At 62.8% G+C, this 14,327-nt stretch carries 17 protein-coding genes; 10 read left to right on the forward strand and 7 right to left on the reverse strand.

Going from position 1 to position 14,327, the window contains the following annotated elements; genetic code table 11:
• Positions 1-68 precede the first annotated feature (68 nt).
• Complete coding sequence (pdxY, locus tag NUV89_RS21565) at positions 69-941, reverse strand: pyridoxal kinase PdxY (RefSeq protein WP_257782894.1); 873 nt, start codon at positions 939-941, stop codon at positions 69-71.
• A 117-nt stretch (positions 942-1,058) separates the two neighbouring features.
• Between pdxY and NUV89_RS21570 the strand changes: the two genes are divergently transcribed.
• Positions 1,059-1,454, forward strand: a complete 396-nt coding sequence (locus tag NUV89_RS21570; RefSeq protein WP_017737585.1) for a DUF3301 domain-containing protein — start codon at positions 1,059-1,061, stop codon at positions 1,452-1,454.
• Here the strand turns inward: NUV89_RS21570 and NUV89_RS21575 are convergent.
• The 4 genes from NUV89_RS21575 to dksA are packed head-to-tail and all read right to left on the reverse strand — an operon-like array spanning position 1,448 to position 4,737.
• On the reverse strand, positions 1,448-2,410 hold the full coding sequence (locus tag NUV89_RS21575) for a GTP-binding protein (RefSeq protein WP_257782895.1): 963 nt from the start codon (positions 2,408-2,410) through the stop codon (positions 1,448-1,450). The genes NUV89_RS21570 and NUV89_RS21575 overlap by 7 nt on opposite strands.
• A gap of 44 nt (positions 2,411-2,454) precedes the next feature.
• A complete protein-coding gene (locus NUV89_RS21580; protein ID WP_257782896.1) occupies positions 2,455-3,099 on the reverse strand; it encodes a DUF1826 domain-containing protein in 645 nt (214 codons plus the stop codon).
• Positions 3,099-4,307 carry a zinc metallochaperone GTPase ZigA gene (gene zigA, locus NUV89_RS21585; protein WP_026136887.1) on the reverse strand — a complete coding sequence of 403 codons (1,209 nt, stop codon included), beginning with the start codon at positions 4,305-4,307 and terminating at the stop codon, positions 3,099-3,101. Before zigA ends, NUV89_RS21580 begins: the two co-directional genes overlap by 1 nt.
• A gap of 25 nt (positions 4,308-4,332) precedes the next feature.
• Complete coding sequence (gene dksA, locus NUV89_RS21590; RefSeq protein WP_257782897.1) at positions 4,333-4,737, reverse strand: RNA polymerase-binding protein DksA; 405 nt, start codon at positions 4,735-4,737, stop codon at positions 4,333-4,335.
• A 126-nt stretch (positions 4,738-4,863) separates the two neighbouring features.
• Between dksA and NUV89_RS21595 the strand changes: the two genes are divergently transcribed.
• Positions 4,864-5,232 carry a glutamine synthetase gene (locus tag NUV89_RS21595; RefSeq protein ID WP_257782898.1) on the forward strand — a complete coding sequence of 123 codons (369 nt, stop codon included), beginning with the start codon at positions 4,864-4,866 and terminating at the stop codon, positions 5,230-5,232.
• On the opposite strand, the gene NUV89_RS21600 is transcribed toward NUV89_RS21595, so the two are convergent.
• Positions 5,229-6,431 carry an N-acetylmuramoyl-L-alanine amidase gene (locus NUV89_RS21600; RefSeq protein ID WP_257782899.1) on the reverse strand — a complete coding sequence of 401 codons (1,203 nt, stop codon included), beginning with the start codon at positions 6,429-6,431 and terminating at the stop codon, positions 5,229-5,231. The genes NUV89_RS21595 and NUV89_RS21600 overlap by 4 nt on opposite strands.
• Before the next feature lie 128 nt (positions 6,432-6,559).
• Here NUV89_RS21600 and folE2 point away from each other — a divergent pair, with 128 nt between their 5' ends.
• The 7 genes from folE2 to NUV89_RS21635 are packed head-to-tail and all read left to right on the forward strand — an operon-like array spanning position 6,560 to position 12,164.
• Positions 6,560-7,450 carry a GTP cyclohydrolase FolE2 gene (folE2, locus tag NUV89_RS21605; RefSeq protein ID WP_257782900.1) on the forward strand — a complete coding sequence of 297 codons (891 nt, stop codon included), beginning with the start codon at positions 6,560-6,562 and terminating at the stop codon, positions 7,448-7,450.
• Positions 7,447-8,115 carry a metal ABC transporter ATP-binding protein gene (locus NUV89_RS21610; RefSeq protein WP_257782901.1) on the forward strand — a complete coding sequence of 223 codons (669 nt, stop codon included), beginning with the start codon at positions 7,447-7,449 and terminating at the stop codon, positions 8,113-8,115. The genes folE2 and NUV89_RS21610 overlap by 4 nt, the downstream gene beginning before the upstream one ends.
• Positions 8,115-8,966, forward strand: a complete 852-nt coding sequence (locus NUV89_RS21615) for a metal ABC transporter permease (protein WP_257782902.1) — start codon at positions 8,115-8,117, stop codon at positions 8,964-8,966. The genes NUV89_RS21610 and NUV89_RS21615 overlap by 1 nt, the downstream gene beginning before the upstream one ends.
• An 11-nt stretch (positions 8,967-8,977) precedes the next feature.
• A complete protein-coding gene (locus NUV89_RS21620; protein WP_257782903.1) occupies positions 8,978-9,856 on the forward strand; it encodes a metal ABC transporter substrate-binding protein in 879 nt (292 codons plus the stop codon).
• Entirely contained in the window at positions 9,853-10,266 is a 414-nt protein-coding gene (gene hisI, locus NUV89_RS21625) for a phosphoribosyl-AMP cyclohydrolase (RefSeq protein WP_257782904.1), read from the forward strand. The genes NUV89_RS21620 and hisI overlap by 4 nt, the downstream gene beginning before the upstream one ends.
• Entirely contained in the window at positions 10,263-10,823 is a 561-nt protein-coding gene (locus NUV89_RS21630; protein ID WP_017737597.1) for a DapH/DapD/GlmU-related protein, read from the forward strand. Before hisI ends, NUV89_RS21630 begins: the two co-directional genes overlap by 4 nt.
• Before the next feature lie 3 nt (positions 10,824-10,826).
• Positions 10,827-12,164, forward strand: a complete 1,338-nt coding sequence (locus NUV89_RS21635; protein WP_257782905.1) for a dihydroorotase — start codon at positions 10,827-10,829, stop codon at positions 12,162-12,164.
• Here NUV89_RS21635 and NUV89_RS21640 read toward each other — a convergent pair.
• Positions 12,161-12,682 (reverse strand): DUF3617 domain-containing protein, encoded by a 522-nt coding sequence (locus tag NUV89_RS21640; protein ID WP_257782906.1) that lies wholly within the window; start codon positions 12,680-12,682, stop codon positions 12,161-12,163. The two genes, NUV89_RS21635 and NUV89_RS21640, sit on opposite strands and share 4 nt — an antisense overlap.
• 130 nt (positions 12,683-12,812) lie before the next feature.
• Here NUV89_RS21640 and cls point away from each other — a divergent pair, with 130 nt between their 5' ends.
• Positions 12,813-14,252: a cardiolipin synthase gene (gene cls, locus NUV89_RS21645; RefSeq protein ID WP_257782907.1), complete on the forward strand. Its 1,440-nt coding sequence runs from the start codon at positions 12,813-12,815 to the stop codon at positions 14,250-14,252.
• Positions 14,253-14,327 lie beyond the last annotated feature (75 nt).

Here is a 14,327-nt window from a genome sequence, read left to right on the forward strand (position 1 = left end):
TCAGAGATGTTCCAACTGAACCACCGTATTCGCGAGCAAGCCCGCTCCCACATTTTTAATTTTCGGTGTTACAGGCCTATCGGTGTAGCTTCAAAACGCACCCGCGGATGGGCAATACGGTCCTGCGCCCGCACCAGCTCCAGCTCATAACTCGCACACGCCTGGGTTTCCAACAGCACTTCATGCACCGCCGCAGCGGTGAATTCGAAGGCCGCCACCAGGCTATCGCCCAGCAACACCCGCGCCAGGAACAACCCCGACGTCAGGTCGCCCACGCCCACCGGCTGACGCGGAAACGCCAGCAATGGCCGGCGCAGGTGCCAGCTGCCCTCATTGGTCACCAGCAGCATCTCGAACCCTTCCGGCAACTTGCCCGGATAATCCAAGTGCTTAACCAGTACCGCCTTCGGCCCGCGCGCCAACAAGGCCTTGGCCATGGCCAGGCAATCGAACAGCGACTGCGGCTTGCGCCCGGCAAAGCTGTCCAGTTCCAGTTGGTTGGGGCACAGGAAGTCGGCCATCGCCGCCGCTTCGTCCAGCAGGAAATCGCTGACTTCCTGGGGCACGATGCAGCCCTTTTCCGGGTGGCCCATGACCGGGTCGCACAGGTACAGGGCCTTGGGGTTGATCGCCTTGATCCGCGCCACACCGGTCAAAATCGCGCGGCCTTGGTCGGCACTGCCCAGGTAGCCAGACAGCACCGCATCGCAGTTGCCCAACTCGCCAATCGCCGCAATGCCTTCCACCAGCGCCGGAATTTGCTGTGGCGCCAACACTTCGCCGGCCCACTGGCCATACTGGGTGTGGTTGGAGAACTGCACCGTGTTCAGCGGCCAGACGTTCACCCCGACGCGCTGCATGGGGAACACGGCGGCGCTGTTTCCGGCGTGGCCAAAGACCACATGAGACTGGATCGCAAGCAGATGAGGTGTGCGTTTCATGCAGGGAATGTCCGTAAAGCCATTGAGATTCTGGCCGCGCAGTATGCGACTAAACGCAGCCTGTACGACAGACCGGCGACACAGTTAAGCTGCTCTCACTTTGTTGGAGTTTTTCGCATGCTGACCCTGGGAAATATCTTCGTGTTGATGCTGCTGGCGACCGGCGCAGCCTGGGTGTGGCATAACCACGGCCTGCGCGAGCGCGCGCTGGAGCGGGTCAAGCAGCATTGCGCCAAGCTCGACATCGAACTGCTCGATGGCGCCGTGGCGCTCAAGCGCATCGGGTTTGTGAAGGATGCCAAGGGCCGCCGGCGCCTGGCACGCATCTACAATTTCGAATTCACCGTGACCGGCGAAAGCCGGCATCCGGGGACCATCACCCAATTCGGCGCCCACAGCGCGCAGATCGAACTGGCGCCCTACCCGTTCGAAATCAAGACGCCGCTGCCCAGCGCCGACGTGATCGAACTGAGCCAATGGCGCCAGGACCACGCCAGCAAGAACCGTCACTGACGACAGGCGGCCAGCGCGGCTTGTAGCGCCGCCACGTCCTGTGGCGCGCTGAAGATCAATTCGATACGTGAATCGCGGCGCCATTCACTGGGTTGCCAGGTGAGTGGGCTGTTATCCACCGCGTTGGCGCTGAGCCAGCCTTCGCTGCTGTGGATAACCAGTTTGGCGCGGCGCCACTCAAGGCCTGTGAGCCACTGATGCAGGCACTCGGCATTGAATAGCTGGCTCGGGTGCCAGCGCCAACCGATGCTCCAGCCGCCCTCTTGGGCCTGGCTCAGGCAGATGGGCAGCGCGGGGTCGCTCCAGATCGCCGGCATTTGCGCGAGCCCCTTGGGCACGTCGAAGTTATCCACAGCCCCGTACCCTTGGGCATTCAAGCCTGGCAACTGTTTGAGGGGCATGTGCGCCTGGCGCGTCCAGTAGAGCGGGCAATCGGGTAACTGCCGTTCGATGGCCTGGCGTTGTGCGGCGTCCAGCCCTTCATCCTTGTTCAACACCAACAACCCCGCACTGGCCAGCGCTTCTTGTTGCGCCTGCGGCAAGGGTTTGCCCGCCGCCAGGGCCTGGGCATCCAGTACAAGTACGCACGGCTGAACCGCCAACACGTCCTGCCACGGCGCCGCCTTGAGCTGCTTGAGCAACTGCGCGGGATGGCCCAGCCCCGACGGTTCGATAAACAACCGATCCGGCTTGGCCTTACGCAGCAAACGGCCCAGGCCGACCTGGAACGGAGCGCCATTCACACAGCACAGGCAGCCGCCGGCGACTTCGCCCAAGGCAATCCCGTCGTCATCCAGGGTCAATAACGCTGCGTCCAGGCCAATCTGCCCAAACTCGTTTATCAACACGGCCCAACGTTCGTTGGCCGGGCGTTGGGCGAGCAGGTGCTTGATAAGGCTGGTCTTGCCGGCCCCCAGAGGGCCGGCAATCACGTGGGTGGGAATGTTCTGCAACATGGAGGGCATCATTCAGGCCGTGTAGAGGGTTTGATCCTACGCGGTTATGCGAGCCAATCCAGCGTCAGGATCAAGCGGCGCTCATCCGCTTTTAATGCCGGTGAACGGTGGATCAGGCCGTGGCCTTCGTTACCGTGCCATTTGGTGCCCTTGAGCAGCGCGACTTCGCCGCAGTGGATCTGCTCGATGCGTTCGCTCGGTTCGGCATCCGCCTGGCTCAGCTGGCGGCGATCCATCACCCCTTCACGCAACCACTGGCTGCCAACCCCCGCGTAGGTGGTTATCAGCCGCACCGGCACGTGATCGACGTGAAAACGCGGGCACATGGCCTTGTCCAACAGGCGCAGGCGCACGCCAATACGCTTGGCGCCCAGCAGGCAGGCAAACGCGCTGACCAGCCACGCGACATCGGCGGTAAAGCCCTCGTAGCCTTCAAGATCGCGACAACTGGACGCCAGGTCCTGCAAATTCGGCGTGGCATCTTCGCTGTCGAGTTCGATCACCATGGAGTCGGCCAATGGCTCGTTGAGCGACACCAGCAAGGCGCCGAACTCGGCGATGTGCAGGGGCAACTGGCGCTGCCACAGCGCCAGGTTCACGCCGTCTTCGAGGATGTCGGACAGGGCCAGCGGGGTTTCCCCGCGGGTCTGGCGAATCACGGGACGCAGGGGGATTACCGGGGCGAGCATCAGGCGGCTGCCTCTTCATACCAGGGGCCAAAAGGATCGGCCAGCAAGCGCCAACCTTCGACGCCCAGGGCCATTTCTTCATCGTTAAGCAAGCAGGCGTCCAGTTCGGCGCGCATGGCGGCGAAGTCGATGTTCTGCCCGATAAACACCAGTTCCTGGCGGCAGTCGCCGGTGCTCAGTTGCCAGTTGCCCATGATCGCCGCGACGTTTTCTTCGTCCTGCGGCCACTGGCTTTTGGGCACGAAGCGCCACCAGCGTCCGGCAAAACCATGGCGCATCAGGCCGCCGGCCTGGGACCAGCTGCCGGCGTCCTGATGCTTGCTGGCCAGCCAGAAAAAGCCCTTGGAGCGCAGCAGTTTGCCGTTGACCCAAGGGCGGTCGATAAAGTCGAAGAAGCGCTGGGGATGGAACGGTCGACGCGCGCGGTAAGCGGTGGACGCGATGCCGTACTCTTCGGTTTCCGGCACATGTTCGCCGCGCAATTCCTGCAACCAGCCCGGGGCCTGGGCCGCACGTTCGAAGTCGAAGCGCCCGGTGTTGAGGATCTTGTGCAGCGGCACTTCACCCATGACCATCGGGATGATTTCGGCCTGGGCATTGAGACGTTCGAGGATTGCCATCAACTCCTCGCGTTCGCGGCTGCTAATCAGGTCGATCTTGCTGATTAGGATCACGTCGGCGAACTCGATCTGTTCGATCAGCAGGTCGGTGATCGAGCGCTCGTCCTCTTCACCGAGGGTTTCGCCGCGGGAGGCGAGGCTTTCGGCGGCCTGGTAGTCGAGCAGGAAGTTCATGCCATCGACCACGGTGACCATGGTGTCCAGGCGGGCGATGTCGGCCAGGCTTTGCTCGTTTTCATCGCGAAAGGTGAAGGTTTCGGCCACGGGCAACGGCTCGGAGATGCCGGTGGATTCGATCAGCAGGTAATCGAAACGACCTTCCTTGGCGAGCTTTCCCACTTCCAGCAGCAAGTCTTCACGCAAGGTGCAGCAGATGCAGCCGTTGCTCATCTCCACCAGCTTTTCTTCGGCGCGGTTGAGGGTGACGTCGCGCTGGACTTCGCTGCCATCGATGTTGATTTCGCTCATGTCGTTGACGATCACAGCCACCCGCAGGTTTTCGCGGTTGCGCAGGACGTAGTTGAGCAGCGTGCTTTTACCGGCGCCGAGAAAGCCGGACAACACAGTAACGGGGAGACGATTGGGCATCAGGTATTCCTCATCAGGTGGCCGGTCAAATCGCCCGTTTATGGCGTTCGCGCAGCTCTTCACGTTCTTTGGCTTCGATACACAGGGTGGCGGTAGGACGTAGCAACAAGCGCTGTAGGCCGATGGGCTCGCCGGTTTCGCGGCACCAGCCGTATTCGCCACGGGCCAGCAGTTCGAAGGCGTCGTCGATCTTGTCCAGCAGCTTCTTTTCGCGCTCCAGCAGGCGCAGTTGCCATTGCCGTTGTTCTTCGGCGCTGCCGACATCAGCGGGGTCGCTGTTGGGTTCCTGCTCGCGCAGCAACTGGAACTCGGCGTCAATGCGCGCTTGCAGCTCATTGCGCTGGGCCAACAGCAGTTCGCGGAAGAAGCCTTGCTGGGCTTCGTTCATGTAGTCGGCGGGCGGCTGTGCCAGCAGGTCTTGTCTAGTCATGGGGAGCGGTTCACGGGTCAGGCTGTGTTTTAATGTTATAGTATAACAATACAAATAAGCCAATCCCCCTTGCTCGTCGCGACGAAGGGCGCAATGCTTGAGCACTTTCCAGCCCAGAGAAACCTGATGAAATACCTGGCGTGCGCCCTGTTGTTGGCCGTGGCAGGCCCGGCCTGCGCCCAAGTGCCGAGCCTGCTGGCCAAGTGCACGCGCAGCGCCAACCTGTTGGCCTGCGTAGACCCGCAAGGCAATGCCTACAGCGTGGCGACGGTCGGCAGCACCACGTATTTGCGCGGCTTTGAGGTGATCGGCAAGCGCCGCTGGGCACAGACCAACAGCCGTTATGGGCAACTGACGTTTTTTACCGGGTTGGCCTCGGACGGTGAGGCGTGGGTGGGCTACACGCGGCGTGTGGGCTGGACCACGATCAATCGGTTTTCCAGCTCCGGCGGCTCCAGCGCCAAGTTCACCTGCAGCCGGATCACCGGCTGTTAGACCTGGCCGCCCTTCTGCTCCTGGGCCCAGGCCATGTAGCTGTTCATCGGTGGGTTCTTCTGGAAATACTTCTTCAACCCGTCGAACAAACCGTCCGCGACCGCCTGTTGATGACGCGCCGTGACCAGGCGTTCGGCGTCGCGGGTATTGGAGATAAACCCCGTCTCCACCAGGATCGACGGCACATCCGGTGACTTGAGCACCGCGAATCCCGCCTGTTCCACGCGCTTCTGATGCAGGGTGGTGATGCCTTCCAGGCTGCCGAGGATCGAGCTGCCCAGTTGCAGGCTGGAGGCGATGGTGGCGTTCATCGACATATCCAGAATCACCCCCGCCAACATCGGGTCCTTGTCCTTGAGATTGAGCAGCGTGGTGGCGCCGAGCAAATCCGCACCGTTCTCGCGCTGCGCCATGAAGCGCGCCGTGGCGGACGTCGCGCCCCCTTCCGACAACGCATACACCGACGCCCCCGACGCGGTCAGCCGTGGCGCGGCATCCGCATGCACCGAGATGAACATGTCGGCCTTGTGCTGCCGGGCGATATCCACACGCTTGCGCAGCGGCACGAAGAAATCGTCGTTGCGCACCAGCTTCACGGCAAAGCCCTTCTCCCGCTTCAAACGCTTGGCCAGCAACTGGGCGATGGACAGCACCACATCTTTTTCGCGCTGGCCTTTGGAGCCGACAGCGCCCGGGTCTTTACCGCCGTGGCCGGGGTCGACCACCACGATGATGTCGCGCTTGGGGTGCGCCTTGTCCGAGATTGGCGCGGGCTCGGCGGCGATTTGCCGAGGCGCGTGGGTGCTGCTGGTCAAGTCCAGCACCAGGCGATGACCCTGGCCATCCTGCGGCGGTAATAGAAAGCTGTTGAGCTGCATCGGCGCGGCCAGGTCCAGCACGATGCGCGTGTCCGCCTTGCCGAAATGCCCCGAGCGGATCGACGTAATGCCGCTGTTCTTCAAGGCCAACTGCGAGAAATCACCACTGAGCCCCGCACCGCTGAGGTCGATTATCAAGCGTTCCGGCGAGGTCAGGGAAAAGGTCTTGTACTGCACCGGCCCACTGAGGTCGAACACCAGTCGTAGCTTGTCCGCCGAGCGCCACAGGCGCGCATTGCTGATCTGCGTGGCGTGGGCGGCAAACGGCAAGGTGAACAGTGGGCTGACCAGGAGCAGATTGAGGAGCTGACGTCTGTGCATGAAAAATACCGCAGGTAAAGGAGCGTCCGTACTCGACAGGGCTGAAAAAAGGCAGGAGCAGAATATTCATCGTCGACTCTATTGTTATACTATAACATGTCTAATTATTACCAACGATGGACCTGCTTATGAATGCGCTGACTCTGCCGGATATCGCCGCGCAGGCTTCACGCCAAGCCTTGCCACTCGACTGGGTAGGCATGTGCGGCATCGCCCTGCCAATCCTGATCGACGGCCAACGCCTCAGCGCCCGCGCCGATGCCGGCGTCAGCCTGGACGATGGCGAAGCCCGTGGCATTCATATGTCACGCCTGTACCTGGCGCTGGAGATGTTTGAACAGCAGCCGCTTACGCCTGCACTTCTGCGTAATGTACTGCAGCGTTTCCTCGACACACATGAAGGTTTATCTAAGAACGCCTACCTGCGTATCCACACCGACTTGCTGCTCAAACGCCCGGCGCTTATCAGCCCTTTGGCCGGCTGGAAAGCCTACCCGGTGAGCCTCGAAGCGCGCCTGGAAAACCAGATGTTCCACGTGGAACTAAAAATTGACGTTACCTACTCGTCCACCTGCCCTTGCTCCGCCGCCCTCGCCAGGCAGTTGATTCAGCAGCAATTTCTCGACGACTTCAGCAACACGCCGCTCAAGCATGAGGACGTGCTGAACTGGCTCGGCAGCGCCAGCGGCATCATCGCCACACCCCACAGCCAGCGCAGCACTGCGCAGTTAAATATCCAGTTGCAAGGCTCAGACCTGGCACTGACTGAGTTGATCGACCACGCCGAAGCCGCCCTCGGCACCGCCGTGCAAACCGCCGTGAAACGCGCGGACGAACAAGCCTTCGCCCTGGCCAACGGGCAGAACCTGATGTTCTGCGAAGACGCCGCCCGCCGCCTTAACCTCGCCTTGAAACGCTCGGATGCCGTCAAAACCTTCCACTTGAAAGTGATCCACGCCGAAAGCCTGCACGCGCATGATGCCGTGGCTGAAAGCCGCTGGACGAGACACCCTGCATGATCGCCTGCACCGCATTACGCTGGGGCGCTCCCGGCCAACCGCTGACACCCGCCCTCGATCTCACGCTGCAACAAGGCAGCCTCACCGGCATCATCGGCGCCAACGGCACCGGCAAAAGCAGCCTGCTCAAAGTCATCGCCGGCCTGCAAAAGCCGCTGGCGGGCAAAGTCACGGTGGACGTTCCACGCCGTGGCGGCCTGTCGTTCCTGCCCCAGCAACAGCACCTCGACCGCCAGTTCCCCATCAGCCTGCAAGAGTTGGTCGCCGCCGGTTTCTGGGGCACGAAGCTCTCGCCGCAACAACGCAGCCAACGCCTGGAGGCGGTCCTGGAAGACTGGTGCCTCAGCGGCCTGCAACATCGCCCGTTGATGGCCTTGTCCGGTGGCGAACTGCAACGCGCCCTGCTCGCCCGCATGAGCCTGGCCGAAGCGCCGGTGCTGCTGCTCGACGAACCCCACGCCGCCCTCGACGAAGACGGCCAGGCGCTGTGCTGGAAACACATCCACGCCTGGCATGACGCCGGCCGCACACTGATCGTGGTCTGTCACGACCTCGCCTCGGTGCGCCAGCACACCCAGCAAGTGGTGCAGATCAAAAGCACCGGCTGCGTGTTCGGCAACAGCAAAGAGCTGATCCGCCCACAACCGCACATGCAGGTGGCCTGATGCACTTCGCCGCCCACCTGTGGATGCCTTTCGCTGATTTTGTCTTCATGCGCCGCGCACTGATCGGCGGGCTCGTTCTCGCGTGCAGCACCGCGCCGCTCGGCGTGTTCCTGATCCTGCGGCGCATGAGCCTGATCGGCGACGCCGTGGCCCACGGCATCCTGCCCGGCGCGGCCCTCGGTTTCTGGTTCGCCGGCCTCAGCCTGCCCGCGCTGACCATCGGCGGCCTCGGCGCCGGCCTGTCCGCGTGGATCACCCGCCGCACCGGCCTGCGCGAAGACGCCAGCCTCGCCGCCATCTACCCCATCTCCCTTGCCGCTGGCGTGCTGATCCTCGGCCTCGCCGGCAAGCGCCTGGACCTGCTGCACCTGCTGTTCGGCTCCGCCCTGGCGGTGGACGAAACCACCCTCACCGGCATGCTCTGGGTCACCGGGTTCAGCCTGCTCGCCATGGCGCTGATCTACAAACCGCTGCTGCTGGACACCCTCGACCCGCTGTTCCTGCAAACCGTCAGCCGCCTCGGCCCGCTGGCGCATGGGTTGTTCCTGACCCTGGTAGTGCTGAACCTGGTGATCGGCTTCCAGGCCATCGGCGCGCTGATGGTGGTGGGCCTGATGATGTTGCCGGCCATCGCTTCACGTTTCTGGAGCCGGCGCCTGCCGGTGTTGATCGCGGTATCGGCGGTGCTGGGATGCCTGTCGGTATGGCTGGGCTTGTTGCTGTCGTTCTACTACTCGTTGCCCAGCGGCCCGGCCATCGTGCTGGTGGCGGGCGCCGGGTACCTGCTGTCCGTGGTCTTCGGTCCGGTGCACGGCTTGCTGCGCCGCCCGCCTTTGCTGTCATCCCAATGAGGTGTTTCCCGATGCGCGCTCTACTCGTGCTGTTCAGCCTTCTGCTGCCGCTGTCGATGGCCCAGGCGGCCGACAAACTCCAGGTGGTCACCAGCTTCAGTATTCTCGATGACATCACCCACCAGATCGGTGGCGAGCACATCCAGATCAGCAACATGGTCGGCCCGGACGCCGATGCCCACACCTACGAGCCCACCCCGGACGACGCCAAGGCCCTGCTCAAGGCCAGCGTCATCATCAAGAATGGCCTGGGCTTCGAGCCGTGGCTGGACCGCCTGGTGACCAGCACCGAAACCAAAGCCACCGTAGTGACCGCCAGCAAAGGCGTGATTTCCCACACCATGGACGAGGACGGCGAAACCATCCCCGACCCGCACGCCTGGCACAACCTGGCCAACGCCGAAATCTATGTGAACAACATCACCAAGGCCCTGATCGCCGCCGACCCGGCCAACAAGGCCGACTACCAGCGCAACAGCCAAACCTACCTGAAAGACATCTACCGCCTGCTGGCCGAAGCCAAGGCCAAGTTCGGCGCACTGCCGCCGGGCAACCGCCGCATCGTCACCTCCCATGACGCCTTCGGTTACCTGGGCCAGGCTTACGGGATCGAGTTCCTCGCGCCCCAGGGCCTGTCCACCGAACGTGAACCGTCTGCCGCCGAAGTGGCAGCGCTCATCACGCAGATCCGCAAAGACAAGGTCAAGGCCGTGTTCATGGAAAACATCAAGGATTCGCGCCTGCTCAAACAGATCGCTGACGAAAGCGGCGCGCAAATCGGCGGCACGCTGTACTCCGACGCCCTCGCCGCCGAAGGCCCGGCCAGCACCTTTACCGGCCTGTTCGAATACAACCTCAACACCCTGTGCGCGGCCCTGGCCAAGCCATGACCCTGAGCATGCTCGACCTGGAAGGAGCGGCCCTGGGCAGCCGCTTCCCCCTCGACTCCGTGCTCGACGCCCTGCCGTGGAACAGCGACGGCCTGATCGCCGCCATCGCCCAACAGCACGGCAGCGGCGAGGTGTTGATGCTGGCCTGGATGAACCGCCAGGCCCTCGACGAAACCCTGGTCAGCGGCCACGTCTGCTACTGGTCGCGCTCGCGCCAGCGGCTGTGGCGCAAGGGCGAAAGCTCCGGCCACTGGCAACAATTGGTGGAAGCGCGCCTGGATTGCGACGGCGACGCCGTGCTGCTGATCGTCGATCAGCAAGGCCCCGCTTGCCACACCGGTCGGCCCACCTGCTTCTACAACGCCATCGATGGCGAGCACGTCCACATCATTACGGAAGCCTCAGCATGATCCGCAAAAACCCGTCCGGCGATCTGCCCGTGATTGCCGAATCGGCCTACGTCGATAAAACCGCAATCATCTGCGGCAAGGTGATAATCGGCGAGAACGTCTTCGTCGGCCCCTACGCCGTGATCCGCGCCGACGAGGTCGACGCCAGCGGCGCCATGGACCCGATCACCATCGGCGCCAACTCCAATATCCAGGACGGCGTGGTCATCCACTCCAAATCCGGCGCCGCGGTGACCATCGGCGAGTTCACCTCCATCGCCCACCGCTCCATCGTCCACGGCCCCTGCACCGTCGGCGACCGCGTGTTCATCGGCTTCAACAGCGTGCTGTTCAACTGCGCCGTGGGTGATGGCTGCGTGGTACGCCACAACTCGGTGGTGGATGGGCGCGACTTGCCGGATGCGTTCTACGTGCCCTCCACCACCCGCATCGGCCCCAACACCGACCTGTCGCAATTCCCACCGGTGAGCGTCAGCGCCTCGGAGTTTTCCGAAGACGTGGCGCGCACCAATGTCGATCTGGTGCGCGGCTACAAAGCCCTGCAAAACGAGTTCTGAACCATGAGCCGCCTGCTGATCCGCAATGCCCGCCTGGTGAATGAAGGCCAGGAATTCGACGCCGATGTGCTGGTCGCCAACGGCCGCATCGAGAAGATCGCCAGCAGCATCGAAGGCTGCAACGCGCCCGTGACCATCGACGCCAAGGGCCAGTGGCTGCTGCCGGGCATGATCGATGACCAGGTGCACTTTCGCGAACCCGGCGCGCCGGACAAAGGCAGCTTCTACAGCGAATCCCGCGCAGCGGTGGCCGGTGGCATCACCAGTTTCATGGACATGCCCAACACCAATCCGGCCACCCTCGACCTGGAAGCGCTCGCCGATAAAAAGCGCCGCGCCGCGCTGCACTCGGTGGCCAACTACGGCTTTCACTTTGGCGTGAGCAACGACAACCTCGACACCGTCGCGGCCCTCGACCCGCGTGAAGTGGCCGGGGTCAAAGTGTTCATGGGCGCCTCCACCGGCAATATGCTGGTGGACGACCCGCGCATCCTCGAGCGCCTGTTTGCCGAAGTGCCGACGATCCTGCTGGCCCATTGCGAACACACGCCGAGCATCCAGGCGAATGAACTGCGCCTGCGCGAGCGCTTCGGCGAACATATCCCCGCCGTCGCCCACCCGCTGATCCGCGATGCCGAGGCGTGTTATCGCTCGTCGTCCTTTGCGGTGGAATTGGCCAAGCGCCACGGCACCCGCCTGCATGTGTTGCACCTGACCAGCGCCCGCGAACTGGCGCTGTTCGAGGACAAACCCCTGGCCGAAAAACGCATCACCGCCGAGGTCTGCCTGCACCACCTGCTGTTCGACGACCGCGACTATCACCGCCTCGGCCACCAGATCAAATGCAACCCGGCGATCAAGACCCGCGCCGACCGCGACGCCCTGCGCCTGGCCTTGTTGAGTGATCGTCTGGATGTAATCGGCAGTGACCATGCGCCGCATACCTGGGCGCAAAAACAGTTGGAGTATCGGCAAGCGCCGGCGGGTCTGCCCCTGGTGCAGCATGCGCTGCCGGCGTTATTGGAGTTGGTGGCCGACGGGCATTTGCCCCTGGCCACCCTGGTGGCGAAGACCAGTCACCGCGTGGCGGACCTGTTTGCCATTCCCGATCGCGGCTATGTACGCGAAGGTTATTGGGCCGACCTGGTGCTGATCCAGCCCGAACCCCAAGGCAAACCGGTGAGCAGCCAACCGATCCTCGGCCGCTGCGGCTGGACGCCCTTCGCCGAGCGCAGCTTCCGGCACAGCGTCAGCACCACGTTGGTGTCCGGCCACCTGGCGTGGCACAACGGCCAGGTGGTCAACAGTTGCCAGGGCTTGCCCCTGCATTTTCTGCGTTAGGCGCGGGGTTTGACCGTGCCGCAATCGGTGCCCAGCCATTGGGCGTGGGTGTCCAGGCTGCCCTTCTGCTGAATGCCGGTGGCATTGAAGGTGCCGTTGACGCTGGTGCTGAATTCTTTCTGGCTCTGGAAAGTGGCGACACCGGTGCCCTGGGCTTTCGGGCAGCTGAAACGGAATTTCCACTGGTTGCCGGTCTTGTCGGTCACTTCCTGTTTGCAGCCCGATTGCGGGTCGGTCAGGGGGATCGAGTCAGAGGCTACCTGCGCCGGCGTGAGGCACACCTGCACGCCTTTGCCGGCCATGGTGATGCCCTGTTTTTCCAGCATGGCGCGCTGCTCAGGGGTCATCTGTTGCTTGAGCTGGCCGAGGATCAGCGACAAGTCCGGCAGGTCCTGGTTATCCACTTTCATATTGCTGGTGGTCAATTCCCACAAGCCCGGCGCCAGCATCTGCGCCTGTGCTGCAACGGGCAGCGCCAAACCAGTGACCATGGCCAAACAGAGCAGACGTGCATTCATCGGGTAACTCCTGGGTAATTGTGGGCGTTAGACGCCGCAAAGCCGCCAGTGTTGCACGGCAAATAAAATAGCGACATTCGGCACCAGACATGGTCTGTTAGGCATTGGATTGTCTGGAGTCTCGTCGTCCATGGATTTCTTTGGCCCGCACCTGCTCGCCTACTTCATCGCTTCGCTGCATTTTCTCGGGACGCTCGCCGCGATCCACGCGGTGCTGACCGTCAGGACCGCCCAAGGCTCGATCGCCTGGGCCCTGTCGCTGATGTTCATGCCTTACCTCACGCTTATCCCCTACCTGATCTTTGGCCGCAGCACCTTTGACGCCTACATCCAGGCGCGGCGCCAGGCCAACCAGGAAATGCACACCGCCATCACCGAGCTGAACTGGCGCCCGTGGGTCGAAGAAGCCCTCGCCGCGCGCAACTCCAGCGCCTACGCCTCCCTGCGCGCCATGCCCAAGCTGGGGCGCATGCCGTGCCTGGCCAACAACGAAGTGCGTTTGTTGATTAATGGCGACGCCACCTTCAGCGCGATCTTCGCGGCGATTCGCAACGCCAAGACAGCGGTGCTGTTCCAGTTTTTCATCATCCATGACGACGAGCTTGGCAGGCAGTTGCACACCCTGCTGCAGGAAAAAGCCGCGCAAGGCGTCAGTATTTACGTGCTGTATGACCGCATCGGCAGCCACGCCCTGCCCCATCGCTATGTGCAATCCCTGCGTGATGCCGGGGTGCACGTCAAGGCATTCGCTACGCGCAGTGGCTGGCTCAACCGGTTCCAGGTCAACTTCCGCAACCACCGCAAAATCGTGGTGGTGGACGGCGTTACCGGGTTTGTCGGCGGGCATAACGTCGGCGATGAATACCTCGGCAAAAAACCGCCGCTGGCGCCGTGGCGCGACACCCATGTGCAAGTCACCGGCCCGGTGGTGGCGTGCCTGCAAGAGTCATTTGCCGAGGACTGGTTCTGGGCCGCGCGAGAGCTGCCGCCGCTGATCCTGCCGGACGCCTACCCCGAAGACGGCGTGCTCTGCCAACTGCTCGCCAGCGGCCCGGCCGATCCGTATGAAACCTGCTCGCTGTTCTTCGTCGAAGCCATCCACGCGGCGACCGAACGCGTGTGGATCACCAGCCCGTATTTCATCCCCGACGAAGCGGTGTTCGCCGCCCTGCGCCTGGCCGTATTGCGCGGCGTTGACGTGCGCCTGCTGCTGCCGTCGCGCCCCGACCACCGCATCGTCTACGCAGCCTCCAGCCTGTATGCGATCGAAGCGGTACGCGCCGGCGTGCGGGTGTTCCGCTACACGCCGGGCTTTTTGCATCAGAAAGTGGTCTTGGTAGACAGCGAAATCAGCGCCATCGGCAGTGCGAATATGGACAACCGCTCATTCCGGCTGAATTTTGAAGTGATGTTGCTGACGGTGGACGAAGCCTTTTCCCGCGAAGTGGAACAGATGCTGCTGGATGACTTTGCCCTGGCCCATGAGGTCAGCCAGGAGGAAAGCCGCGAGACGCGGCGACTGCAACAGTTGGGTATGCGGGTGGCGCGGCTGATTTCACCCATTCTCTAAAAGCCGATGCGGTAAAAAATGTGGGAGCGGGCTTGCTCGCGAATGCGGTGTGTCAGTACCAGATGAGTCGACTGA

Source organism: Pseudomonas sp. 18.1.10, assembly GCF_024655625.1.
In the GTDB taxonomy this organism is placed as follows: Bacteria; Pseudomonadota; Gammaproteobacteria; order Pseudomonadales; family Pseudomonadaceae; genus Aquipseudomonas.

Bases quoted from the DNA above. Each gene is read 5' to 3' on its own strand.
- NUV89_RS21615 (WP_257782902.1), top strand. From the start codon at position 8,115: ATGCACTTCGCCGCCCACCTGTGGATGCCTTTCGCTGATTTTGTCTTC.
- NUV89_RS21600 (WP_257782899.1), bottom strand. From the start codon at position 6,431: ATGCACAGACGTCAGCTCCTCAATCTGCTCCTGGTCAGCCCACTGTTC.
- NUV89_RS21610 (WP_257782901.1), top strand. From the start codon at position 7,447: ATGATCGCCTGCACCGCATTACGCTGGGGCGCTCCCGGCCAACCGCTG.
- zigA (WP_026136887.1), bottom strand. From the start codon at position 4,307: ATGCCCAATCGTCTCCCCGTTACTGTGTTGTCCGGCTTTCTCGGCGCC.
- NUV89_RS21640 (WP_257782906.1), bottom strand. From the start codon at position 12,682: ATGAATGCACGTCTGCTCTGTTTGGCCATGGTCACTGGTTTGGCGCTG.
- NUV89_RS21630 (WP_017737597.1), top strand. From the start codon at position 10,263: ATGATCCGCAAAAACCCGTCCGGCGATCTGCCCGTGATTGCCGAATCG.
- pdxY (WP_257782894.1), bottom strand. From the start codon at position 941: ATGAAACGCACACCTCATCTGCTTGCGATCCAGTCTCATGTGGTCTTT.
- NUV89_RS21580 (WP_257782896.1), bottom strand. From the start codon at position 3,099: ATGCTCGCCCCGGTAATCCCCCTGCGTCCCGTGATTCGCCAGACCCGC.
- dksA (WP_257782897.1), bottom strand. From the start codon at position 4,737: ATGACTAGACAAGACCTGCTGGCACAGCCGCCCGCCGACTACATGAAC.
- NUV89_RS21635 (WP_257782905.1), top strand. From the start codon at position 10,827: ATGAGCCGCCTGCTGATCCGCAATGCCCGCCTGGTGAATGAAGGCCAG.
- NUV89_RS21570 (WP_017737585.1), top strand. From the start codon at position 1,059: ATGCTGACCCTGGGAAATATCTTCGTGTTGATGCTGCTGGCGACCGGC.
- NUV89_RS21595 (WP_257782898.1), top strand. From the start codon at position 4,864: ATGAAATACCTGGCGTGCGCCCTGTTGTTGGCCGTGGCAGGCCCGGCC.
- folE2 (WP_257782900.1), top strand. From the start codon at position 6,560: ATGAATGCGCTGACTCTGCCGGATATCGCCGCGCAGGCTTCACGCCAA.
- NUV89_RS21620 (WP_257782903.1), top strand. From the start codon at position 8,978: ATGCGCGCTCTACTCGTGCTGTTCAGCCTTCTGCTGCCGCTGTCGATG.
- hisI (WP_257782904.1), top strand. From the start codon at position 9,853: ATGACCCTGAGCATGCTCGACCTGGAAGGAGCGGCCCTGGGCAGCCGC.
- cls (WP_257782907.1), top strand. From the start codon at position 12,813: ATGGATTTCTTTGGCCCGCACCTGCTCGCCTACTTCATCGCTTCGCTG.
- NUV89_RS21575 (WP_257782895.1), bottom strand. From the start codon at position 2,410: ATGTTGCAGAACATTCCCACCCACGTGATTGCCGGCCCTCTGGGGGCC.